Raw genomic sequence first — 21,789 nt, 5'->3', positions numbered from 1 at the left:
ATTTGACGCAAGCACGGTTGCCGATCGAAAAAGTCTCGCCGCAGGACGAGCCCGCCGTCCTCGCCCTCAATAACGAGCACGCGACCGAGCTGTCGTGGCTTGGGCCGGAACGCCTGTCCTTCTTGCTCGGCGAAGCGTTTTATGCGCGCCGCATCGGCGCACTCGAAGCCTTCATCATGACCTTCGACCAGGACGCCCGCTACGACAGTCCGAACTTCCTGTGGTTTCGCGAGCGCTACCAGCGCTTCGTCTATGTCGACCGTGTCGTCGTTGCGGAAGAAGCGCGTGGCCGCGGTCATGCCCGACGGCTCTATGAGGATCTATTCGACCATGCCTTGCGTGCCGGCCAGACCATCGTCACTTGCGAGGTGAATGCCGACCCACCCAACCCGGCCTCGGATGCCTTTCACGCAGCACTCGGCTTCGTCGAGGTCGGCGACGCGGTGATCCACGGCGGCAAGAAGGCGGTGCGCTACTATACCAGGCAGATCACCGGCTGAGACGACAGCCCTACCAGTTGCGGTTCAGCCAGCCACGGGCCGGCTTTTCGACGATGTAATAGCTGCACAAAGCGCAAGCGAACGCTCCGGCCAGCATCAGCAGCGGCGCACTGCCCTGCGAATAGACGAATTTGTAGAACGGCTGCTGCCACAGATAGAGCGAGTACGACCACAGCCCCAGCGTCGACATCGGCCAGGAGGACAGGAAACCGGTCAGGTACCGCGTACTGAAATCGAGCGAATTGACGGCGAGCGCCAACAGCGGCACCGCGACCAGATAATGGATCGGCGTCGGCACCGCATCCATGAACAGAAGAACCGCACCGGCAGACGCCGCAACCGCGACATGCGGCCCCTTGAACAAGGCCGGCAGCCTGCCGTCGGCCTTGAGCAGGCATATCACCGCCGACAGCAGGATCGAGGCGATGTGCACGTCGGTCCGCCAATAGGTGCTTTCGTAGTCCATTCCGAAGGCCCAGTACGAGATCGCGCCATTCGCCATGGCCAGCACCGACAGCGCGCCGAGCAGCATGACGACGCGGGTACGCCCCGAAACCACAAAGCTGATCAGCGCCAGGATTACATAGGCATGTTCTTCCACGCATAGCGACCAGATATGGTCGAGCGCGCCGGCGCGGCTGACGAGAATCCCGGCATAGTTGTAGGTGAATGTCAGCGCCGTCAGCGCCGCTTTCCATGCGAAGCCGACAAACGTGCCGGACAAGGCAGCCATCGAAGCGACGACGAAAACCAGCAGCGCCGGATAGATGCGGGAGAACCGGCGCTTGAAGAACGCCTTGAGCGGATAGCGTTCGACAAAGAGGATCTCGGCCATCAGCCGGCCGCTGAGCACGAAGAAGAACTCGACGCCCATGACACCGAGGTTGATACCGGGGACGGGAAAGAAGTGGCCGATCAGCACCAGCGCGATCGACAGGCCGCGCCATCCGTCGAGATAGGCGAGCCTTGTTCTCGACGATGTGTCGGCGGCAGACCGAGGCACGACAAGCTGCGTCGCGGAGATATCCGTCATACCGGTCCCTTCGCATTTGAACGATGCGAAGGGCTGCAGACTATGACTGTCCGCTCCGAGCCCCAGCCCGCATTCCTGCGCTCATATTGCAGTGCAATAGAGCGCTGTGCAAGTGCGAGATAACCACACCCTGGCACGGGCGGCGATCATACCCGAGAGCGACGAAAAAGGGCCGCGAAGGTCCCTTCTCCAAATGCCGACAATCCCAAGACCCGGCAATCGATACCTTCAGGCGTTGGCGGCAGCCACTGCGCGCTTGGCCATCACCGCGATCAGATTGGCCCGGTAGTCGGCCGAGGCGTGGATGTCGCTCATCAAATTCTTCGCCGAGATCTCCATGCCGTCGAGTGCGGCTGCCGTGAAACTCTTGGTCAGCGCCGCCTCGATTTCCTTCGAACGGAAGACGCCGTCATCCCCGGCCCCGGTGACGGCGACCCTGACGCCGTCCTTGCCCTTGGCCACGAACACCCCGACGATCGCATAGCGCGAAGCGGGATTGCGGAACTTTTCATAGGCCGCCTTGGCCGGCGCGGTGAAGGTCACGGCGGTGATGATCTCGCCGTCTTTCAGCGCCGTCTCGAACAGGCCTGTGAAGAACTTGCCGGCGGCGATCTCGCGCTTGTTGGTGACGATGGTAGCGTCGAGCGCCAGCAGTGCTGCCGGATAGTCGGCCGCCGGATCGTTGTTGGCGATCGAGCCGCCGATCGTGCCCTTGTAGCGTACCGCCGGATCGCCGATCCGGGACGCCATATGGGCGAGCGCCGGACACGCCTTCTTCAGCTTCTCGTCGCTGGCGACATCGTGATGCGTGGTGGCGGCGCCGATGGTGACGGTTTTGCCCGACACCTTGACGCCTTGCAGTTCCTTGATCCGCGACAGGTCGACCAGGTCGGAAGGCGCGGCAAGCCGCGTCTTCATCGCGGGGATCAGCGTCATGCCGCCCGACAAGAGCTTTGCATCGCCGCTCTTGAGCAGCTTGGCGGCCTCAGTGACGGAGGCGGCGCGGTGATAGTTGACTGAGTACATGGGATTCTCCCGTGAAATAAATACTTGGTAGTGAGTAGCGAGATAGTGAGTAGTGAGTAGTGAGTAGCTAGGTGCCGCCTTAGCGAAGCGCTTTTCTATTCACTATTCACTACTCACTACTCACTCCTTTCAGTGTTTCGTCGCCCGGATCGCAGCCCAGACCGTGGACGGCGATGCCGGCATGGCGATATCGGTGATGCCGATGGCGTCGGTGATGGCATTGATCACTGCCGGCGGTGAGCCGATGGCGCCGGCCTCGCCGCAGCCCTTGATGCCGAGCGGATTGCCCGGGCACGGCGTGTTCGAGGTCGAGACCTTGAACGACGGCAGGTCGTCGGCGCGCGGCATGGTGTAGTCCATATAGCTCGCCGTCAAAAGCTGCCCGCTGGCGTCGTAGCGAGTGCCCTCCAGCAAGGCTTGGCCGATGCCTTGTGCGACGCCGCCATGCACCTGGCCTTCGACGATCATCGGGTTGATGATGTTGCCGAAATCGTCGGCCGCGACGAACTGGACGATCTCGGTCACGCCGGTCTCCGGATCGATTTCAACCTCGCAGACATAGCAGCCGGCCGGGAAGGTGAAGTTTGACGGATCGTAGAATGAGGTCTCCTTCAGCCCCGGCTCCATGCCGCCTGGCAGGTTGTGGGCCGTGTAGGCGGCAAGCGCCATCTGGAACCATGGCACGCTCTTATCGGTGCCGGTGACCTTCAACGCGCCGTTTTCGATGACGATGTCACCCTCGTCGGCCTCGAGCAGATGGGCGGCGATCTTCTTGGCCTTGGCCTCGACCTTATCGAGCGCCTTGGCGACGGCCGACATGCCGACGGCGCCCGAGCGCGAACCGTAGCTTCCCATGCCCATCTGCACCTTGTCGGTATCGCCATGGACGATCGAGACGCTGTCTATCGGCACGCCAAAGCGCTGGCTGACCAGCTGCGCGAAGGTCGTCTCATGGCCCTGGCCGTGGCTGTGCGAGCCGGTCAGCACCTCGATGGTGCCGACGGCGTTGACGCGCACCTCGGCACTTTCCCAAAGGCCGACACCCGCTCCAAGACTGCCGACCGCCGCCGACGGCGCCAGGCCGCAGGCCTCGATATAGTTGCTCATGCCGATGCCGCGCAGCTTGCCTTTCTTGGCGGCGGCGGCCTTGCGCTCGGCAAAGCCGGCATAGTCGGCAGCCGCCATCGCCGCGTCGAGCGAAGCGGCATAATCGCCGGCGTCATAGTTCATGATGACCGGCGTCTGGTGCGGAAACGACGTGATGAAGTTCTTTCGGCGAAGCTCCGCCGGCGACACGCCCAACTCGCGTGCGGCGGTCTCCATGGTGCGTTCGAGCAGATAGGTGGCTTCCGGCCGCCCTGCCCCGCGATAGGCGTCGACCGGCGCGGTGTTGGTATAGACGGCACGCACATTGGCGTGGATCGCCGGAATATCGTACTGGCCCGATAACAGCGTCGCGTAGAGATAGGTCGGCACGCAGGACGAGAACAGCGACATGTAGGCGCCGAGATTGGCGATGGTGTCGACCTTCAGCCCGGTGATCCTGTTGTCTTTGTCGAAGGCCATCTCCACTGTCGAGACATGGTCACGGCCATGGGCGTCGGTGAGAAAACTCTCGGTGCGGTCAGCAACCCATTTGACCGGCACGCCGGTCTTCTTCGAGGCCCACAGGCAGATGATTTCTTCCGGATAGATGTAGATCTTCGAGCCGAAGCCGCCGCCGACATCCGGCGCGATGACGCGCAGCTTGTTTTCAGGCGCGACATTGTAGAAGGCGCTCATCACCAGGCGCGCAAGATGCGGGTTCTGCGAAGTCGTCCAGCACGTGTAGTGATCCTCGGCCTTGTCGTAATAGCCTAGTGCCGCACGCGGCTCCATGGCGTTGGGCACCAGCCGGTTGTTGACGATCTTCATGCGGGTGACGTGGGCAGCGGCCTTGATCGCCGCATTGGTCGCGGTGCTGTCGCCGAGCTCCCAGTCGAAAATCAGATTGCCTTCGGCTTCCGGATGGATCTGTGGTGCGCTCCTTTCGAGCGCCTTCGGAGCATCGACGACTGCCTTCAGTTCTTTGTAGGTGATGTCGACTGCTTCGGCCGCGTCGCGCGCCTGGCCCTTGGTTTCGGCAACCACCACGACCACCGCGTCGCCGACGTAGCGGACCCTGTCGAAGGCCAGCGGCGACCACGCCCCCATCTTCATCGGCGAGCCGTCCTTGGAATGGATCATCCACCCGCAGATGAGATTGCCGATGCCGTCGGCCTTGAGCTCCTTGCCGGTCAGCACACCGATGACGCCCGGCATCGCCTGGGCCTTTTTGACATCGATCTTCTTGATCTGTGCATGCGCGTACGGGCTGCGCACGAAGGCCGCATGCTTCATGCCGGGAACCACCATGTCATCAACATAGCGGCCGGCGCCGGTAATGAACCGCTTGTCTTCCTTGCGCGCTACACGAGCGCCAACACCTTCAATGCCCATCGCAGAAATTCCTCCCGAATTGCCGAAATAGTGAGTAGCAAAGTAGTGAGTAGTGAAAGGAAACCGGCAGTGAGCCATTCAGGCCGAACTACTCACTACTGACTACTCACTCTTCATCTCACGCAGCTTGCCTAGCCTTGCCCTTGGCGGCTCCCTTGGCCATCGTCTTCGATGCGGCGAGGATCGCTTTCACGATGTTGTGGTAGCCGGTGCAGCGGCAGATATTGCCTTCGAGCTCGGCGCGCACCGTGGCCTCGTCGAGGCCTTCGGGGTGACGGGCAATCATGTCGGTCGCCGCCATGATCATGCCCGGCGTGCAGAAACCGCACTGCAGCCCATGATGCTCCTTGAACGCCGCCTGCACCGGATGCAGGTCGGCGCCGTCCGCCAAGCCTTCGATCGTCACGATGGTCGATCCGGAGGCTTGCACCGCAAGCATCGTGCAGGATTTTACCGCCTTGCCATCGACATGGATCACACAGGCGCCGCATTGCGAGGTGTCGCAGCCGACATGCGTCCCGGTCAGGCCGAGATTCTCCCTCAAGAAATGAACCAGAAGCGTACGGTCTTCGGCAGTGCCGCTGACCCGCTTTCCGTTCACCGTCAACGATATGTCCGACATGAAACCTCCCTGGGTGCTACCTTGGTCGTTCTGGCGTCGGTGGTGCCCGAGCCCTCCATCTGTCCGCTATTCTTATACTGCATAAAGCACGGGGAAAAAGTGCCGCGGAATGCCGAGATTGCGAGAATGCAGTTCGTCCAAAAATCCGCCTATTGTACTTTCGGTCACGCAAAGACAGGAAACGGCGCAACGAAGCGAACCACGATCGCCGTGGCTGCCGCCTTTCGGCCATGCGCGGCCGAGGCTGGCCAAGCCGATTTCAGCCGACGCCGTGTTTTCTGAGAACCTCCTGCTCGTCGCCTGACACCCAGCCAAATATTTTAGGCTCTCCGCCCAGGTTCTGCACGAGGTAGTGGACGTCGAAATCGATCGTGACGTCCGGTCGGTCTTTGCGAGCGTAGGACGACGTCCAGGCGACGTGGGCAACGCAATGATGCCCGTCAATCGGCGAGATGCGAACATCGCGTATTCGCATCGCCTTCGTGCCGATCGCTCGATAGCGAGCATAGCCTTGTTCCATAACCTGCTTGAGCTGGTCGTCGTTCTTCCGACCATGACGCCGGCAGGCGACGCTGCAATGAAGGCGGAGGCATAGACGGTTGTGGCTTCGTCCATGTCGGCATCGCCGGCGAGGGATTTCTCGAAAAGCTGCTCGTACCTTTCGAATAGCTTCCTGACCTGCGCTTCCACGGATCACGCTACCTTCCGGTGTGGTTTGGATTCGAAGTTTCTCAGCGCTGATGCCGTCAAAATAGCAGAAACTTCAAATCCATCATGTTGGCTCATTGCCAAAGCAGCACTTGAAGACAACAATGACTTCGACGCCGGCGCGCCAGGAGCACAAAAAAGAGCCGCGCACAAAAAGAGCGTCGGAGGAATCGAGGAGGAAGCCGCTGGCCAGTTCAAGCACGCGCTATGCATGCGGCCTATCGGTGCTCACCACGGATGAGCCTGACGCCGATGCGTTCACCCGGGCGGTCGCGGCCGAAGCCGCAGCCATCGATGCCGGCTTCGCCCTGCTGTTTTTCTCCCAGAGCCTTGTCGATGCGGCGGCCCTGTCGGATGCGCTGAAGATCAACGCGCCGGCACTTGCCTATGCCGGCTGCTCCACCGCCGGCGAAATCACGCCGCGCGGTCTGGAGGAAGGCCAGATCCTCGCCTTGCTGCTTCCGTCAGCAGCGTTTTCGGTCGCAAGCACCATGGTCGACAGTCTCTCTTCGTCGGGCATGGACAGGATCACCGGTGAAGTCGGGGCGCTGCGGCGCTCGCTGCAGGGCCGCGTCGGGTACGAACGGTCCAACACCACCTTCGCGCTCTGCTTCATCGACGGGCTGTCCTATGCCGAGGAAGCGGTGACCTCCGCCATCCATTGGGGGCTCGACGATATTCCACTGATCGGCGGGTCGGCCGGCGATGATCTGAAATTCGAGACGACGCGGCTGATCTCGAACGGCAAGGTTACCTCCGACAGCGCCATCATCGTGCTGATCACCACGGAAATTCCTTTCCACGTGTTCAAGACCGACAATTTTGTCCCCACCGACGAGAAGCTGGTGGTGACCGCGTCCGATCCCGATCACCGCACCGTGCGCGAATTCAACGCCACCAATGCCGCCGAGGAATATGCCGCCTCGGTCGGCGTCATCCCGCAGATGCTGACGCCGCTGAGTTTCGCTTCGCACCCGGTGGTGGTGAAAGTCGGCGGCGAATTTTACTGCCGCTCGATCCAGAAGATGCGCGCGGACGGCTCGCTGTCGTTCTTCTGCGCCATCGACGATGGCGTCGTCCTGTCCATCGCCCGACCCAAGAACATGGTTGAATCGACGCGTGCCGCCTTCAGGGATGTCGAGGAAAGGCTTGGCGGCATCGACATGATCCTCGCCTTTGACTGCGTGCTGCGCAGGCTCGATGCGCGCAACCGCCAGGTCTTCCGGGAGATTTCGGAACTTTACAAGGTCAACAACGTCATCGGCTTCGGCACCTATGGCGAGCAGTACCGGTCGATGCATCTGAACCAGACGTTCACCGGCATCGCCTTCGGAGAGCGGCAGGCGGCGGAGTAGGAGGTTTTATGCCGCTCAGGGACATCAATGACCTGGAGAAGCTGAAGAAGATCAACGCAGCCCTTGTCAGCCGCGTCGAGCGATCGATGGATCAGCAAGGCAACGCGTTCTCGCTGTTCCAGACCGCGATTTCGCTCGAGAATCGAGTGCGTACGCGCACCGAGGAACTGCACTCGACACTGCGTAGATTGGAACAATCCAACATCGATTTGAGCGCGGCCAAGGAAAACGCCGAACTGGCGAACCTGTCCAAGACAAGGTTCCTGGCAGCCGCCAGCCACGACGTGTTGCAACCGCTGAACGCCGCGCATCTCTCCGTCTCGGCGTTGGCTGAAGTGCAGACCAGCGACGAAGGCAAAAAACTGGTCCGGCAGGTCGAGCGGTCGCTGGAGACGATGGAGGATCTGCTCCGCACCCTGCTCGACATCTCCAAGCTCGACGCCGGCGTCGTGCAGCCCGATATCGGCGACGTCAGCCTGGAGATGCTGTTTTCGTCGCTGCGCTCGGATTTCCTGCCGGTCGCCGAGTTGAAGGGCCTGACGCTAAAATTCCGGCCGGTCAACGCCGTCGTGCGTTCGGACCGCACCTTGCTGCGCCGCATCCTGCAGAACATCCTTTCCAACGCGCTGCGCTACACCCGCTCCGGTGGCGTGCTGGTTGGCACCAGGCATCGCGGCGACACGATCCGCATCGATGTCGCCGATACCGGCTGCGGTATCCCCGACGACCAGCGCGAGGCGGTGTTCGAGGAATTCCACCGCGGCACGATCCCCACCGATGCCGGGCTTGCCGGCGCCGGGCTGGGACTGGGCCTGGCCATCGTGCGCCGCATCGCCGCCGCACTCGGACATCCCGTGACGTTTTCGTCGAAGGTCGGGCACGGCACGATTTTCCACATCGACGTTCCGGTCGGGATCGGCGCCAGCGTCGATGCCATTGCCAGCAGCGCCGACATGGAGCGGCCGCGCGGCTACGGTCTGTTCGGCACAAAGGTGCTGCTGGTCGAGAACGACGTCGAGGTGCTGCAGGCGATGACATCCCTGCTCGAGCGCTGGCAATGCCTGGTGCGCCCCGCCACCTCGACCGATGCTGCGCTCGAGATGCTTGGCGATACGGACTGGGTGCCGGACATCGTCATCGCCGACCAGCATCTCGACGGCGGCGACCTCGGCACCACGACCATCGCCGAGGTCCGCGAGTATCTCAGCCGTGCCGTGCCGGCGCTGATCGTCACTGCCGACGGTTCGGAGACCGTCGCCAAAGCCGCCCGCGCGGCCGGCATCGAGCTGATGCGCAAGCCGCTGAAACCGGCGCAACTGCGCGCACTGCTGGCGCATCTCCTGGCTTGATGTCAACGACACGGCAGACGACCGCGAGCGACAAGGAAATGGGACTAAGTGAGAAGTATTTCTCTAACAGTCATCTGATCCGACGCGCGACTTTGACCAATCCAATAAAAAATCATTGCCTCTCGAACATCATCATCCTGCCTAAGGACAGCTTTAGCGTACTTGAGAATTTTGGGATTGGCTTCGCCTGCTTCGACCATTTCCTCGATCGAGGCGATCGTCAGCAAAGCCAAGGCACACTTCTCATCATAATTCAGACGGCTAATTGAGGCAGCTTTCAGCATTTCCTCGATGCGATTAGGATCGGCAAACTCGATCTCCCAATCCTGCTCCCGGCCAGAAGCCGGAAGCGACAAGAGTTTGTTTATTGAGCGCTGGGCCTCCCCTGTCGCCCCATAAAATTCCCGCGTCATCTCAAACTCCGAATGCACTGTCGCAGCCGCCGCTAAAACCCCGCCTGGCCGCGAAACAGCTCGGCGCTGTCGAGCTTGGAAACCTCGATGACGGCTTGCGTCCGGCTGTAGACGTTGAGCTTGCGCAGGATCTCGGAGACATGCGCCTTGACGGTGGTTTCGCCGACCTGCAACTCGTAGGCGATCTGCTTGTTGAGCAGGCCCTGGCGCAGCATCTGCAGCACCCGCAATTGCTGCGGCGTCAGTTTGGCAAGCCGCTGCACCATCTCGGCGCGGTCGGTGCTGTCGGCGTCGGGCGGCTGGCCTTCATAGGTTTCAGGCACGTAGATCGCACCTTCCATCACCGAGCGGATGGCGGCGGCCAGGTCGCTCTTGCGCGCCGATTTCGGGATGAAGCCGGCCGCGCCGTAGGACAGCGCCTCGGAAATGATCTTGGGCTCCTCATGCCCCGAAACGATGACCACCGGCAGGCGCGGATAGCGGGTCCGAAGCTGCAGCAGCCCGTCGAAGCCATGCACATCAGGCATGCTGAGGTCGAGCAGCGCGAGATCGAATGGCTTCGCATCCGCCAGAAGCTCAAATGCCTCGGTGATCGAACGTGCCTCGACAGTATCGACGTCCGGATAGGCCATTTGCACAGCGCTGTGCAGCGCCTCGCGAAACAGCGGGTGGTCGTCGATGATTAGAAACCTAGCGCTATCGTTGACTGCGGTCATTGGCGTTCGTTTCGGTTCAGGCAGGATAGAATAGCCCAGCAACCATGGCCAGATTATTGGCAAATAGTACATCCATGCCTTGCCCGGTCGTCCAAATCGGCCGAATGTGCCGCAATGAGCGACCTCGTCCTTCATAACTACTACCGCTCCTCCACCTCCTACCGGGTGCGGATCGCGCTGGAGATGAAGGGCCTGACCTACCAATATGTGCCGCATCATCTGCGCCACGGCGAGCATCTCGAGCCCGCCTATCTCTCAGTCAATCCGCAAGGACTGGTGCCGGCGCTGATCCTGGGCGACGGTACGCTGCTGACGCAATCGCTGGCGATCATCGAATTTCTCGACGAGACCAGGCCCGAACCGCCGCTTTTGCCGCAGGACGCACTTGGCCGGGCCCGCGTCAGGATGCTGGCGCAGATGATCGCCTGCGACATTCATCCGGTGAACAATCTGCGCGTGCTGACCTCACTGCGCACGCTGTTCGGCGCCGGCGACGAGGACGTCGCCAACTGGTTCCGGCACTGGGTGAACGAAGGTTTCCAGCCGCTTGAAAAGATTCTGGCTTCCTCCCCCGAAACAAAGACATTCTGCCATGGCGAAGCGCCGGGACTGGCCGACATCTGCCTGGTCGCACAGGTCACCAGCAACGCCCGGTTCGGCGTCGACATGGCGCCCTACCCGACGATCACACGCATCCACGCCGCCTGCATGGCGCTGCCGGCCTTCCAAAAGGCAGCACCCGAGAACCAGATCGATGCCGAATAGAGCAAGTTGGACAAAAGCATGAGGAATTGCCGATGAAAGCCGTCGTCTTCGAAAAGTTCGGCGAGGTGCCGACGATCCAGACCGTTGCCGATCCGGAGCCGGCACTGGGCGGCGTTGTCATCAAGGTCGAGGCGACCGGGCTCTGCCGCAGCGACTGGCATGGCTGGATGGGCCATGACGATGGTATCCGCCTGCCGCATGTGCCTGGCCACGAGCTTGCCGGCGTCGTCGTGGCCGCCGGCAAGCAGGTGACCCGCTGGAAGGCCGACGAGCGTGTCACTGTGCCGTTCGCCGTCGGCTGCGGCCGTTGCTTCGAATGCAGCTCCGGCAACCATCAGGTCTGCGAACACCAGTCCCAGCCCGGCTTCACCGGCTGGGGCTCGTTCGCCGAATTTGTCGCCATCGACCATGCCGACACCAATCTGGTCCGCTTGCCGGACGAGATGGAATTCGCCACCGCCGCCAGCCTTGGCTGCCGCTTCGTCACCTCGTTCCGCGCCATTGTCGACCAGGGCCGGGTGACGCCCGGCGAATGGGTGGCCGTGCATGGCTGCGGCGGCGTCGGCCTGTCGGCGATCATGATCGCCAGCGCCATGGGCGCCAACGTGATTGCCATCGACCTGACCGACGAGAAGCTGGACTTCGCCAGCAAGATCGGCGCGGTGGCGACCATCAACGCGGCCAAGACGCCGAACGTGGTCAAGGCGGTCAAGCAGATCACCAATGGCGGCGCGCATATGTCGATGGACGCGCTCGGCCACCCCACCACCTCGTTCAACTCGATCGCGAATCTGCGCCGGCGCGGCCGCCATGTGCAGGTCGGCCTGATGCTCGGCGATCACGCCAGGCCGCAGATACCGATGGACAAGGTGATCGCCTTCGAGCTCGAAATCCGCGGCAGCCACGGCATGCAGGCCCACCGCTACCAGGCGATGATGGAGATGATCCGCACCGGCAAACTCAAACCCGAACTGCTGGTCGGCAAGAAAATCAGCCTCGAAGAGGCGCCAGCCGCACTAATGGCGATGGGCGGCTTCGAAGGCATCGGCATTGGCGTGGTGACCAAGTTCTAGCCAAGTCGGCTCTCCCTTCTCCCCTTGTGGGAGAAGGTGGCCGCGAAGCGGTCGGATGAGGGGTGTTCCAGCTTGGCACGAGGGCGTTCCGGCCAGCACCCCGCTGCGCGCCAATCCACCTTCTCCCACAAGGGGAGAAGGAAGAAGGGCCGGCGCCTATCTCGCATATCTCTTCGCACCGACCACGCAAAGCACGACGGCAGCGGTGACGGCAATCATGGCGGGACTGACCGGCTCATGCAGCAGCGTTGCCGCCAGCCCAAGGCCGAAGAACGGCTGGAGAAGCTGCAACTGCCCGACCGCAGCGATGCCGCCTTGCGCCAGCCCGCGATACCAGAACACAAAACCGATCAGCATGCTGAACAGCGAGACATAGGCCAGGCCGATCCAGGCGGCGTTGCCGACGGGTTCGAGCGACGGTGGCATGGTGATGAGCGTCAGGGCCAGCATGACCGGCAGCGACAACACCAGCGCCCATGAGATCACCTGCCAGCCGCCGAGTTTGCGGGACAGCGTGGCGCCTTCCGCATAGCCCAGTCCGCACAGGATAATGGCGGCCAGCATCAGCATGTCGCCAAGCGGCGCGGCCGCCACACCTTGCGTCACTGCAAAACCGGCAACAAGGGCGCTGCCAAGGCATGAAAACAGCCAGAAAGCCGGTTTGGGGCGATCGCCGCCGCGAATGACGCCGAAGATTGCGGTCGCCAGCGGCAACAGGCCGACGAAGATGATGGAATGGGCCGAGGTGATGTGCTTGAGCGCCAGCGCGGTCAGCAGCGGAAAGCCGACCACGACGCCAAGCGCCACGATGGCCAGCGACAGCAGATCGCGCCGCTCCGGACGCTTCTGGCGAAAAGCGAGCAGGAGCGCGAGGCCCAGAATGCCTGCCGTGGCAGCACGGGCGACGGTTAGGAACGTCGGATCGAAATCCATCACCGCGACGCGCGTTGCCGGAAGCGATCCGCTGAAAATCAGCACGCCTACGAATCCGTTGATCCAGCCGCCCGCCGTCTTATCCATCGCACGCTCCTGATGTTCTCGCCCTCTATCGGGCCGGACATGTGGCGCCACCAGGGACAATGAGGTACAGTTTGATAAAACTGTTATGGTAGATTGAGCAGTACGGATGGACGAGCAGGCGACGGCAAATGAGGGCAGCGGGACGCTTGTCGAAAGCGTCATGGCGACGATCAGGCACAGGATCGCCGCGCGCAGCCTGACACCGGGAACCCGGCTGCCTTCGATCCGGGCTTTTGCGAAAACCATGCAGGTTTCGAAATCCACCGTGGTCGAAGCCTATGAGCGGCTTGCGGCGGAAGGCATCATCCGCTCGCGTCCAGGTTCGGGCTTTTATGCCGCCGGACCGCTGGCTCCTTTGTCGCTGGCCGAGATCGGCCCCAGGCTTGATCGAGCTGTCGATCCGCTCTGGGTTTCGCGCCAATCGCTAGAAGCCGGCGACGGCGTGCTCAAACCCGGCTGCGGCTGGCTGCCTGCCTCCTGGATGCCCGAGGCTGGATTGCGCCGGGCCCTGCGGACAATGGCACGCGGCGATGATGTCACGCTCACGGATTACGGCACCCCGCTCGGGCTGCCGCCGCTGCGTCATCTGCTCGCACGGCGCATGGCAGAGCACGGCATCGAGGCATCTCCCGACCAGATCATGCTGACGGAATCGGGCACCCAGGCCATCGACCTCCTCTGCCGGTTCCTGCTCGAGCCGGGCGACACGGTGCTGGTGGACGATCCCTGCTATTTCAACTTCCATGCCCTGCTGCGCGCTCACCGGGCCAAGGTGGTCGGCGTTCCCTATACGCCGTCGGGACCGGATATCGAGCTGTTTGGGCAGGCGCTGATCGAGCACCGGCCGCGCCTCTACATCACCAATTCCGCGATTCACAATCCAACGGGTGCAATTCTGTCGCCGGTCGTCGCCCATCGATTGCTCAAGCTCGCCGACCAATCGGATCTGACGATCATCGAAGACGATATCTTTGCCGACTTTGAACACACGCCCGCGCCCAGGCTGGCGGCGTTCGACGGTCTTAGTCGCGTCGTCCATATTGGCAGCTTCTCCAAGACGCTTTCGGCGTCGGTGCGCTGCGGCTTCATCGCGGCTCCGCGCGACTGGATGGAAGGGCTGACCGACCTCAAGATCGCCACGTCCTTCGGCAGCGGCAGGCTTGCCTCCGAACTGGTGCTGACGCTGCTGAAGGACGGCAGCTATCGCAAGCACGTCGATTTGCTGCGCACGCGGCTTTCACGCGCCATGGCTGAGACAAGCACCCGCCTGAGGGCGATCGGCATCATTCCGTGGATCGACCAGCCGACCGGCATGTTCTTATGGTGCAGCCTGCGGGAACGCTTGGATGCAGCTGAAATAGCCCGCCGCGCCTTGTCGGCCAATGTCGTGCTGGCGCCCGGCAACGCGTTCAGCCTGTCCCAAACTGCCAGCCGTTTCTTGCGCTTCAACGTCGCGCAGTCGGGCGACGAGAGAATTTTCAGGACACTCGAAGAGGCGATGTCGCGTTGATTTCGCTTTCAGGGAAATGCAGGCCTTGGCGCTTCGCCCCTCACGCCCCTGCCCGCCTGCGCCGCCGCTCATAGAGCATAACCAGCGTTTCGGCGGTCAGCGCCGGCTTCTGCTCACCTTCGATCTCGACGATGTTGGCGGCCTTCATCAGATACTGGCCGGGGCCTTTGTCCTCCATGGACAAAAGCGTGATGCGCAGCCTGATGCGCGCGCCGGCCCTGACCGGCGCCAGGAATCTCACCTTGTCGAAGCCATAGTTGAAGACGGCTTGCGTGTTTTCGGGCACGATGCCCATGTCGAGCGCCAGCGCGCCGATGATCGACAGCGTTAGATAGCCATGCGCAATGGTGGCGCGGAACGGGCTCTGCCGCTTCGCCCGCTCCGGATCGACATGAATCCATTGGCGGTCGCCCGTGCATTCGGCGAACTGGTTGATGCGGCTCTGGTCGACCGTCGTCCACTCCGACACGCCAAGCTCCTGCCCTGTCATCGTCCTGAGCTGTTCGTAGGTCGGCGGCGTCCTCAGCCGTGTTTGCGTCATTCCTGCTTTCCCGATCGCTTGCCCTGCCTCCGGACCACGAACCGGCCGCCTCTGTCAATTCGCTCCGCGCCTTCCGCTGCGGTATCCTCGGCCGGATCGCTTCGGTGCCGGTGTCCAGCGCCGGAAACAGCTTCATCCGGGCAAGCGGAACCCTGTGCGCCAGCGCCAAGGATCAAAAATACGGCTTTCAGGAGCCGGAAATGACGGGAGAAAAGTCCGCCTGCTTTGGCTTGGCAACAGCTTACTTCTTATCGTAGCTGCTGCGGATTTCCGCCATTGCCTCCTTGATACGCTCGCGCAGGATCTCGACCGATTCGGTCCCGGATTTCCTGGTCAGTTCGGCCACCTCGCCGGCATTCTTCAATGCGGTCTCGAAGGATTTCCTGGCGAACGCCGCTTGCTTGGCCATCAACTCCCGAGGATCGCCCGGCGCCCTGTAGTTCCGCGCCATGTCGGCGATTTCGTGCAGCGTGTCCTGCAGCATCTCACGTTGCCTGGAGAGCAGCGACGACGCTCCGGCGGCACTTGCCCTGGCTGATTTTTCCAGTGCCTCGATGTTCTTGCGATGATGGTTGAGGATCGCCTCGACATCGACGTTCGGCAGCTTCAGGTCGCGGCCGAACCTGCCGAAAATGTCCATGAAGGTGTCGGATTCCGGTCGCTTTGCCATGGTCGTCTCTCCCCTATTGCTGCGAATGCGGCAGCTGAAGAGAACAATAGGGCACTGGAGCCTCACGGTCCATTCGGCCGCGCAACACACCGCGCCTCAGCCGACGAGGAACAGCCGTTCCACCGTATGGAGCACCACGCCGGCAAGGCCGCCGATGACCATGCCGTTGAAGCGGATATATTGCAGGTCCCTGCCGATGTTCATCTCGATCAGCCTGGTGAGCTGGGCAAGGTCCCAGCGCTTGACCTGATCGGCGGCGTGTCAGTCGCTAGAGGGTCGTCGGATTTCGATTCGTCCGATTGGCTGACTTGCATTTCGGGGCCGGAGCCGGACAGCTGCCTGACGACGAACGCATAGAAGAGGAGGGATGATGCCGATCCCGCCCATCGGCCCCTTGTCAATTGCAGAATTCCAAGGCCGCCAAAGACGAGCGCAATGAATGGATTCTTGAGAATTTGTAGCGCACCGAACGCATTCCAGAAGTTTTCGGTGGCGGGACCCAATCCATGGCCTCGCGTCGCCCGGTAGGCGGCTAGACCCAACAGGCCGATTACGGTCGCTCTGCCCCCTTCCAACGCGGGGTTCCTGTCGTCCGCCTTGTCTCCGCTCGGAACGGGCGGCTCTCGGCGAGGCGGCGGCGAAAATGTCTCCTGCAGGTCGAACACTTCGCCGTCGGCCGCAATTTTGCGAAGCGAGGGCAGATCCGTCTTGTGCTCGATGATAAAGCTTCCGGTCATCGGGTTCGCCCTCAAACCGGCAATCTCCGGATAGTTCGAGAGCTTCTCGATTGCCGAGCGGAAATAGGAGATGTCGCCGCGGAAATCGGAAACTTTCACCCGAAGGCGCCCCGGCATGGTGTGTTCGACTGTCGCTTTGGGAAGCATGACTCGCCTGCTCGTTGGAACCCTGTTTGCGCCCCCGATGCCAGCTGGTCTTTTCGCCGCACTCCTTTGTATTGCCTTCAGCCTCGCATATCGAGGAGTCTTGCACCAGAGCACTGTGCTCACTGATTATACAGGAGTCTCGGTATGCCGGTAGATTCGTCCTCTCCCCTTTCAATCTCCGAACAAGCCACTGACGCGAGCGCCGGGGACGACCAAATCGCCGTCCGGCGCCAGCGTCGCAACCGCGCCTTCGCCAACGGTCTCCTTGGCTCAATGGCAGCAATCGTCGTAAGCACGCATTGGGTCGATAATCCGGGCTTCGCCACATTGCTGCTGCGGTCAGGCGCTGAGGCTGGCCTGGTCGGAGGGCTGGCGGACTGGTTTGCCGTCACGGCGCTGTTTCGCCACCCTTTAGGTGTCCCGATTCCGCATACCGCTATCATCCCGAACAGCAGGGATCGCATTGCCACAACGCTCGGGCGCTTCATAGAGCGGCATTTCCTTACGGCGGACACTGTCCTTGCCAAGTTGCGCAGTGTTGGCGTCGGACACCGCTTCGCCACCTGGATTGCTCTTCCTTCCAGTGCCGATGCGATCGCCGATACGATCGTCGACGCACTACCATACCTGATCCGATCTGCGGGAAGCCCCGACCTGCTGAATTTCGCCCATCGCACGCTTGGCGAGCAGCTTCGGCAAGCCAACTTTACGCCTGTCCTCGGTCGCGTTCTTCATGCGCTGACGGTCAGCGGAGAAGCCGACGTCGTATTCGACCGCGCCATCCAAGTTGCCGAGAAATTACTCCAGGAGAACAGCGGCCAGATCGAAAAACTTGTGCAGGAACGCAGTCGCTGGTGGATTCCGAAAGCCATAGACCGTCGGATAGCTGCTGCGCTTATTTCAGGTGTGATCGAAGTATTGCACAAGCTGCAGGAGCCAGAAGGTGACGCGCGGCTGAAATTCCGGAAAGCAATTTTGGACCTTGTTCACACCCTGCAAACATCTCCCGAGCAGCGGGAACAGATAAATGCAGCCAAAAACCGTTTGCTCGAGCATCCCGGCATTCAGGCATGGCTCGGTTCAATTTGGACCGAGCTGTCAGAGCTTGCTCTACAGGATTTGCAAACGCCATCGTCGAAGACGCGCGCCAGCCTTCAGCGTGGGCTTTCCCTGTTCGGACAGGCGCTTGCAACCGATGAGGCAATGCAGAAACACCTCGACTCTGCGCTGGAACGCTTGGCGCTTTATATCGTCACGTGGCGCGGCGAGATCAGCTCCTTCTTCAGCGACGTCGTCAGGAACTGGGACACGAAAGCTCTATCGGACCGCCTCGAACTGGTTGTCGGGAGCGATCTCCAATACATCCGCATGAATGGAACCATTGTAGGCGCGCTCGTCGGATGCCTCCTCTATCTCGGAACATGGGCGATTTCCTAAGAAATCGCGCCGCCCAGCAAAGCCTGCGACTGTCATCAAGCTTTTGTAAAAATCTCCTATCTCGCTCGCGAATGGTCGCCTTGGCGGCATGAAAGTGAGCGAATCGAGATGCGTCTTCAAAAAACCGCCCGTGTCGTTCACCGCACAGCGGGCCGTCTACGGATCAAAATTCCCGCTGCGCGCTATCAGGTCGCGTTTTTCGCCAATCTGCAGCGAGAGCTTCTCGGCGCGGAGGGCATATCCAGCGTCACCGTCAATCCCACGGCCGCAAGCCTGGTGATCGTGCACGATAATAGTATCGATCCGTTGGCTGCCTGCCGTGGCATTCCGTATCTGACGGTCGAATCGACTTTTCATCCGCTCGTCGTGACGAACGGTCGGGCTGACGGCATGAGCGGGCGCGAACTGGACCTGGTGTTCCTGCTGGCAAAGTTTCTGCCTCTCGTCTTCGCGAGGCATCCTGCTGCCCAACTGGCAGAGGTCCTGGCCGAACCGGTACTTCGTGCGGTTGTCGGCACCATGATGCGACCTCAGTCGCATCGATCGTCGACTGTAGCGCATGAGCAAGCCGAAGAACCTATGCCGATCGCAGCATAAGGCCGGGGGGCTGCAATTACACCGGTGCCGGAAGGTTCGTCTGCTCCTTTGCACGGGTCCAGACCAACTCGCCGTCGGCGGCATCACGTCGCGATTTCATCCATTCCATTGCCAGGAAGGGAAGAGTTCCACCGGCGAGGGTAATGATGGCGTCTGTTCCTGTGATCGGTGCTATCCCAAGAAGCCTTCTGAAAAACGGTATTAAGAGGCAGCCGGCCTGAACGGCCATCGACCCACCAATGATCAGCGAGAGCGCGTGATTGGGCGGTCGCGGGCTGCGATCAAAGATGCTGTGCCTATCGGAACGCGATGTAATGGCATGAAGAAGCTGGGCCATCACCAGGCTTTCGAAAGTCATAGTCCTCGTGATTGGAGAATCCAATCCATAGCGCGTGGCGCCGAGAAGGCTCACCGCCATCGCTCCGCCGCTTATGATCGCAGATTGAGCGGCAAGCCGCCCGATTTCACCGCGCCGCAATATCGCCGTGTGGTCTTCTTTCGGTGCCTGCCGAAGAATGTCGGGTTCAGGCGCTTCCATCGCCAATCCGATGCCGGGCAGCACGTCCGAGATCAGGTTTATCCAGAGGAGCTGCATCGGCGAGAGCGGTGCTCCGATGCCGACCGAAGTACCTGCCAAGACCAGCAGCACCTCGCTGAGATTAGTGCTAACCAGGTAGCGAATGGTTTTCCGAATGTTGCGGTGGGTCGTGCGGCCTGTTTCGATGGCGGTGGCGAGACCGCCGAGGCCACCAGTGTGGATGATGACATCCGCGATTTCCCTTGCGGCATTCATGCTCTGCTGCTGGCCGATCGCAACGCCCACGTCTGCAGCCTTCAACGCAGGGCCGTCGTTCACTCCGTCACCAACCATTGCTACGGTTACACCTGCTTCCTGAAGGGAGCGAACGATTTGCAGCTTTTGCGCCGGGCTGACCCGACTGAACGCATGCGCGCGACGAGCGGTCTGGGCAAGCTCGCCCGAAGACATTTCTTCGAGGTCCGCGCCATCGACGATTTCCACCTCGCCTCGACCGTTCAGCCCGATAAGCTCGCTAACGGCAGCCGCCGTTGCCTTCTGATCACCCGTGAGCATAATCGTCTGAATGCCCGCCTCGTGCAGCTGGCTCAGCAGTTCGCTGGTACCCGGACGCACCTGATCCGCCATCCCAATAAGCCCGAGCCAGGCAAGATCTCGACCATTGTGCCCATTCGGCTTGGAACCTGTGGCCTGTCCACGCGCGACACCCAGTACGCGAAGAGCCTGAGATGCCATTTCGAGATTTACTTTCCCGATGGCGCCGCGCCGCTCCGGAGTGAGTTCTCGCTCGGTGCCGTCCGGCAAGATTTCGATGCGGCAACGCGCCAGGACCTCCTTAGGGCTCCCTTTCATGGCAGTCAGCGTCCCATCTTCCATTGCATGTTGCGTCACCATGAAGCGATACGTTTCGCTCCTGCGCTGCACCGATATCCGTGCAAAGCGCTTACGCAGAGATGCAACGTCCACGCCACGGTCGAGGGCGGCCTGGACGAGGCAGCTGTCGGTAGGCGAGCCGTTCAAACGCAATCCTTCTTCCGTCTGAGCAATCTCGGCATCGTTGCACAGGCAGCACACTTCCAGCAGACTGCGCAACGCGTTCTGCGCGCCCCAATCCTCACTGATCGAGTAGGAATTGTCGCCAATCCTGATCGTATCGACATCGATGTGGCCGAGGGTCAGCGTTCCCGTCTTGTCGAAGCAAACAACCCGCGCTGCCGCAAGCGTCTCGACAGCATCCAGCTTGCGGATCAGAACACCTTCACGACGCAGTTTCTCGATGCCAAGAGCAAAGGTGGTCGTCGCCACCATCGGCAGACCTTCAGGGACTGCTGCGACGGCAACGGACATCGACGAGCGGGCCATCTGGAGAAGACCGATGCCGCGCAGCCAGCCTAGAGAGAACAGGACTGCGCAAGTGCCCAATGTCAGCCAGCCGAGCCGCTGTCCGAGGTTCTTGAGTTCCCTTTGGAGCGGCGTTTCAGGGGCGAAGGTTGCGCCGACCAGCCGCTGTATTCGTCCCGCTTGCGTGAGCGAACCTGTTGCCACCACGATCGCGCGCCCGCCGCCTCCTGTTACGATCGTTCCGCGATAGATCATGTTTGAACGGGACCCAAGAGGCACGTTCACCCGTTCGATAGCACCGACAGTCTTCTGAATGGGTGCGCTTTCGCCCGTCAGCAGGGCTTCACTAATTGTCAAAGCCTCCTCATTCAGCAGACGCGCATCGGCCGGAACAACGTCTCCCCGTTGCACCGTAAGAACGTCCCCGGGAACGATCTGCTGAACTGGGACAGTGGCAATGACGCCTTCGCGCATAATCTGGGCGGTTCGGGGCCCCTTCGCTCCCAAACTTTGGATCGTCCGTTCCGCACGGCTTTCGGTTTGGTAGCCGATGACGGCGTTCAAGCCGACAACTGCGAGAATCACGGCGGCTTCGAATGCGCCGCCGGTGAGAATGGAGACCGATGCGGCACCAAGAAGCATCGCGACCGGCAGGCTTTGAAATTGGTCCGCAAGAATGCTCGCGCGCGACCGTGGCTGAATGGTTTCGAGGATGTTGGGGCCGGTGCTTGCCAACCGCCGCAGAGCTTCATCTCCCGGCAGGCCGGCGTCTGCCGAAGCCTCCAGCTTGAAACACGATTGTTTTGGCGAAAGCGTATGCCACTCCGGCCCGGCATCGGGCATCTCGCCCGGTGCGATGATCTCACCTCGCAATAAAGCTGCGAGATAGTCGATGATGGAATCAAGGCCTGACGTAACGTCAAATTGGACGACGACATTTCCGGTCAGATCGCTGGCGGTGATGCTGGACACGCCAGGCGCCGCGTAGCCTCCCCGCTCCAGCAGAGTCTTGACTGAACTTGAGCCTTGCAATCCGCCGATTTTCAGCCTGGCCCGACCCGGGACTGATGTATGGATCCGGGTAATGGACACGGCGCTGCGACTATTGGACGACTCGGGATTCCCCGACTCGGCATGCATCCCACGGCACCCTTAAGCTGACTGTTGTACCGAACTCCACCGCAAGAGCTTGCTGGGCAAAACGACTGTGCCC

19 protein-coding genes and 2 pseudogenes are annotated in these 21,789 nt (G+C 61.5%); 8 read left to right on the top strand and 13 right to left on the bottom strand.

The genetic code is table 11. The features are described 5' to 3' along the window. Positions 1–2 precede the first annotated feature (2 nt). Entirely contained in the window at positions 3–500 is a 498-nt protein-coding gene (locus AC0L3L_RS14445; protein ID WP_473638078.1) for a GNAT family N-acetyltransferase, read from the top strand. Positions 501–510: 10 nt separating this feature from the next. Here AC0L3L_RS14445 and AC0L3L_RS14440 read toward each other — a convergent pair whose 3' ends face one another. The 5 genes and pseudogenes from AC0L3L_RS14440 to AC0L3L_RS14420 form a co-directional block, all read right to left on the bottom strand. After that, entirely contained in the window at positions 511–1,533 is a 1,023-nt protein-coding gene (locus AC0L3L_RS14440) for an acyltransferase family protein (RefSeq protein WP_473638077.1), read from the bottom strand. 228 nt (positions 1,534–1,761) lie between these two features. After that, positions 1,762–2,559, bottom strand: a complete 798-nt coding sequence (locus AC0L3L_RS14435; RefSeq protein WP_473638076.1) for an FAD binding domain-containing protein — start codon at positions 2,557–2,559, stop codon at positions 1,762–1,764. A gap of 129 nt (positions 2,560–2,688) precedes the next feature. Next, positions 2,689–5,037, bottom strand: a complete 2,349-nt coding sequence (locus tag AC0L3L_RS14430; RefSeq protein ID WP_473489224.1) for a xanthine dehydrogenase family protein molybdopterin-binding subunit — start codon at positions 5,035–5,037, stop codon at positions 2,689–2,691. A 118-nt stretch (positions 5,038–5,155) separates the two neighbouring features. Then, complete coding sequence (locus AC0L3L_RS14425; RefSeq protein ID WP_473638075.1) at positions 5,156–5,659, bottom strand: (2Fe-2S)-binding protein; 504 nt, start codon at positions 5,657–5,659, stop codon at positions 5,156–5,158. A gap of 259 nt (positions 5,660–5,918) precedes the next feature. Further along, positions 5,919–6,349: pseudogene (locus AC0L3L_RS14420) on the bottom strand (nuclear transport factor 2 family protein). A gap of 242 nt (positions 6,350–6,591) precedes the next feature. Here AC0L3L_RS14420 and AC0L3L_RS14415 point away from each other — a divergent pair. Together AC0L3L_RS14415 and AC0L3L_RS14410 are read left to right on the top strand one after the other, a co-directional pair. Next, positions 6,592–7,722, top strand: coding sequence for an FIST N-terminal domain-containing protein (locus AC0L3L_RS14415; RefSeq protein ID WP_473638074.1), 1,131 nt, complete (start codon positions 6,592–6,594; stop codon positions 7,720–7,722). An 8-nt stretch (positions 7,723–7,730) separates the two neighbouring features. Continuing rightward, complete coding sequence (locus tag AC0L3L_RS14410) at positions 7,731–9,071, top strand: ATP-binding response regulator (protein WP_473527632.1); 1,341 nt, start codon at positions 7,731–7,733, stop codon at positions 9,069–9,071. A 44-nt stretch (positions 9,072–9,115) separates the two neighbouring features. On the opposite strand, the gene AC0L3L_RS14405 is transcribed toward AC0L3L_RS14410, so the two are convergent. Both AC0L3L_RS14405 and AC0L3L_RS14400 read right to left on the bottom strand, forming a co-directional pair. Then, a complete protein-coding gene (locus tag AC0L3L_RS14405) occupies positions 9,116–9,484 on the bottom strand; it encodes a hypothetical protein (RefSeq protein WP_473527633.1) in 369 nt (122 codons plus the stop codon). Between the two features lie 32 nt (positions 9,485–9,516). Further along, the gene (locus AC0L3L_RS14400; protein ID WP_029353323.1) at positions 9,517–10,200 is read right to left on the bottom strand and encodes a response regulator; all 684 of its coding nucleotides are present in this window, start codon (positions 10,198–10,200) and stop codon (positions 9,517–9,519) included. A 114-nt stretch (positions 10,201–10,314) separates the two neighbouring features. Between AC0L3L_RS14400 and maiA the strand changes: the two genes are divergently transcribed. Both maiA and AC0L3L_RS14390 read left to right on the top strand, forming a co-directional pair. Then, positions 10,315–10,965 carry a maleylacetoacetate isomerase gene (maiA, locus tag AC0L3L_RS14395; protein WP_473489217.1) on the top strand — a complete coding sequence of 217 codons (651 nt, stop codon included), beginning with the start codon at positions 10,315–10,317 and terminating at the stop codon, positions 10,963–10,965. A 32-nt stretch (positions 10,966–10,997) separates the two neighbouring features. After that, on the top strand, positions 10,998–12,038 hold the full coding sequence (locus tag AC0L3L_RS14390; protein ID WP_473638073.1) for a zinc-dependent alcohol dehydrogenase family protein: 1,041 nt from the start codon (positions 10,998–11,000) through the stop codon (positions 12,036–12,038). A 156-nt stretch (positions 12,039–12,194) separates the two neighbouring features. On the opposite strand, the gene AC0L3L_RS14385 is transcribed toward AC0L3L_RS14390, so the two are convergent. Next, positions 12,195–13,058 carry a DMT family transporter gene (locus AC0L3L_RS14385; RefSeq protein WP_473527635.1) on the bottom strand — a complete coding sequence of 288 codons (864 nt, stop codon included), beginning with the start codon at positions 13,056–13,058 and terminating at the stop codon, positions 12,195–12,197. Positions 13,059–13,164: 106 nt separating this feature from the next. Here AC0L3L_RS14385 and AC0L3L_RS14380 point away from each other — a divergent pair, with 106 nt between their 5' ends. After that, a complete protein-coding gene (locus tag AC0L3L_RS14380) occupies positions 13,165–14,568 on the top strand; it encodes an aminotransferase-like domain-containing protein (protein WP_473638072.1) in 1,404 nt (467 codons plus the stop codon). Between the two features lie 40 nt (positions 14,569–14,608). Here AC0L3L_RS14380 and AC0L3L_RS14375 read toward each other — a convergent pair whose 3' ends face one another. From AC0L3L_RS14375 to AC0L3L_RS14360, 4 genes and pseudogenes are all read right to left on the bottom strand, one after another. Further along, positions 14,609–15,109, bottom strand: coding sequence for a MaoC family dehydratase (locus AC0L3L_RS14375; protein ID WP_473638071.1), 501 nt, complete (start codon positions 15,107–15,109; stop codon positions 14,609–14,611). 241 nt (positions 15,110–15,350) lie between these two features. Then, a complete protein-coding gene (locus AC0L3L_RS14370; RefSeq protein ID WP_473638070.1) occupies positions 15,351–15,779 on the bottom strand; it encodes a phasin family protein in 429 nt (142 codons plus the stop codon). A gap of 96 nt (positions 15,780–15,875) precedes the next feature. Beyond that, positions 15,876–16,034, bottom strand: a pseudogene (locus tag AC0L3L_RS14365) (DUF445 family protein); the annotation flags it as partial. Continuing rightward, positions 15,989–16,663, bottom strand: a complete 675-nt coding sequence (locus AC0L3L_RS14360) for a hypothetical protein (RefSeq protein ID WP_473638069.1) — start codon at positions 16,661–16,663, stop codon at positions 15,989–15,991. The pseudogene AC0L3L_RS14365 and the gene AC0L3L_RS14360, both read right to left, overlap by 46 nt. A 144-nt stretch (positions 16,664–16,807) precedes the next feature. Between AC0L3L_RS14360 and AC0L3L_RS14355 the strand changes: the two genes are divergently transcribed. Together AC0L3L_RS14355 and AC0L3L_RS14350 are read left to right on the top strand one after the other, a co-directional pair. After that, positions 16,808–18,100: a DUF445 domain-containing protein gene (locus AC0L3L_RS14355; RefSeq protein WP_473638068.1), complete on the top strand. Its 1,293-nt coding sequence runs from the start codon at positions 16,808–16,810 to the stop codon at positions 18,098–18,100. Between the two features lie 108 nt (positions 18,101–18,208). Beyond that, positions 18,209–18,697: a hypothetical protein gene (locus tag AC0L3L_RS14350; protein ID WP_473638067.1), complete on the top strand. Its 489-nt coding sequence runs from the start codon at positions 18,209–18,211 to the stop codon at positions 18,695–18,697. A gap of 16 nt (positions 18,698–18,713) precedes the next feature. Here the strand turns inward: AC0L3L_RS14350 and AC0L3L_RS14345 are convergent, their stop codons facing one another. Next, positions 18,714–21,548: a cation-translocating P-type ATPase gene (locus tag AC0L3L_RS14345; protein ID WP_473638066.1), complete on the bottom strand. Its 2,835-nt coding sequence runs from the start codon at positions 21,546–21,548 to the stop codon at positions 18,714–18,716. Positions 21,549–21,789 lie beyond the last annotated feature (241 nt).

The sequence above is a fragment of the Mesorhizobium sp. WSM4849 genome (assembly GCF_055811385.1).
Note: the sequence above shows the minus strand (reverse complement) of the source record. Positions and strands in the feature narration are given on the sequence as shown.

Bases quoted from the DNA above. Each gene is read 5' to 3' on its own strand.
- AC0L3L_RS14440 (WP_473638077.1), bottom strand. From the start codon at position 1,533: ATGACGGATATCTCCGCGACGCAGCTTGTCGTGCCTCGGTCTGCCGCC.
- AC0L3L_RS14435 (WP_473638076.1), bottom strand. From the start codon at position 2,559: ATGTACTCAGTCAACTATCACCGCGCCGCCTCCGTCACTGAGGCCGCC.
- AC0L3L_RS14430 (WP_473489224.1), bottom strand. From the start codon at position 5,037: ATGGGCATTGAAGGTGTTGGCGCTCGTGTAGCGCGCAAGGAAGACAAG.
- AC0L3L_RS14425 (WP_473638075.1), bottom strand. From the start codon at position 5,659: ATGTCGGACATATCGTTGACGGTGAACGGAAAGCGGGTCAGCGGCACT.
- AC0L3L_RS14410 (WP_473527632.1), top strand. From the start codon at position 7,731: ATGCCGCTCAGGGACATCAATGACCTGGAGAAGCTGAAGAAGATCAAC.
- AC0L3L_RS14405 (WP_473527633.1), bottom strand. From the start codon at position 9,484: ATGACGCGGGAATTTTATGGGGCGACAGGGGAGGCCCAGCGCTCAATA.
- AC0L3L_RS14400 (WP_029353323.1), bottom strand. From the start codon at position 10,200: ATGACCGCAGTCAACGATAGCGCTAGGTTTCTAATCATCGACGACCAC.
- maiA (WP_473489217.1), top strand. From the start codon at position 10,315: ATGAGCGACCTCGTCCTTCATAACTACTACCGCTCCTCCACCTCCTAC.
- AC0L3L_RS14390 (WP_473638073.1), top strand. From the start codon at position 10,998: ATGAAAGCCGTCGTCTTCGAAAAGTTCGGCGAGGTGCCGACGATCCAG.
- AC0L3L_RS14385 (WP_473527635.1), bottom strand. From the start codon at position 13,058: ATGGATAAGACGGCGGGCGGCTGGATCAACGGATTCGTAGGCGTGCTG.
- AC0L3L_RS14380 (WP_473638072.1), top strand. From the start codon at position 13,165: ATGGACGAGCAGGCGACGGCAAATGAGGGCAGCGGGACGCTTGTCGAA.
- AC0L3L_RS14375 (WP_473638071.1), bottom strand. From the start codon at position 15,109: ATGACGCAAACACGGCTGAGGACGCCGCCGACCTACGAACAGCTCAGG.
- AC0L3L_RS14370 (WP_473638070.1), bottom strand. From the start codon at position 15,779: ATGGCAAAGCGACCGGAATCCGACACCTTCATGGACATTTTCGGCAGG.
- AC0L3L_RS14360 (WP_473638069.1), bottom strand. From the start codon at position 16,663: ATGCTTCCCAAAGCGACAGTCGAACACACCATGCCGGGGCGCCTTCGG.
- AC0L3L_RS14355 (WP_473638068.1), top strand. From the start codon at position 16,808: ATGCCGGTAGATTCGTCCTCTCCCCTTTCAATCTCCGAACAAGCCACT.
- AC0L3L_RS14350 (WP_473638067.1), top strand. From the start codon at position 18,209: ATGCGTCTTCAAAAAACCGCCCGTGTCGTTCACCGCACAGCGGGCCGT.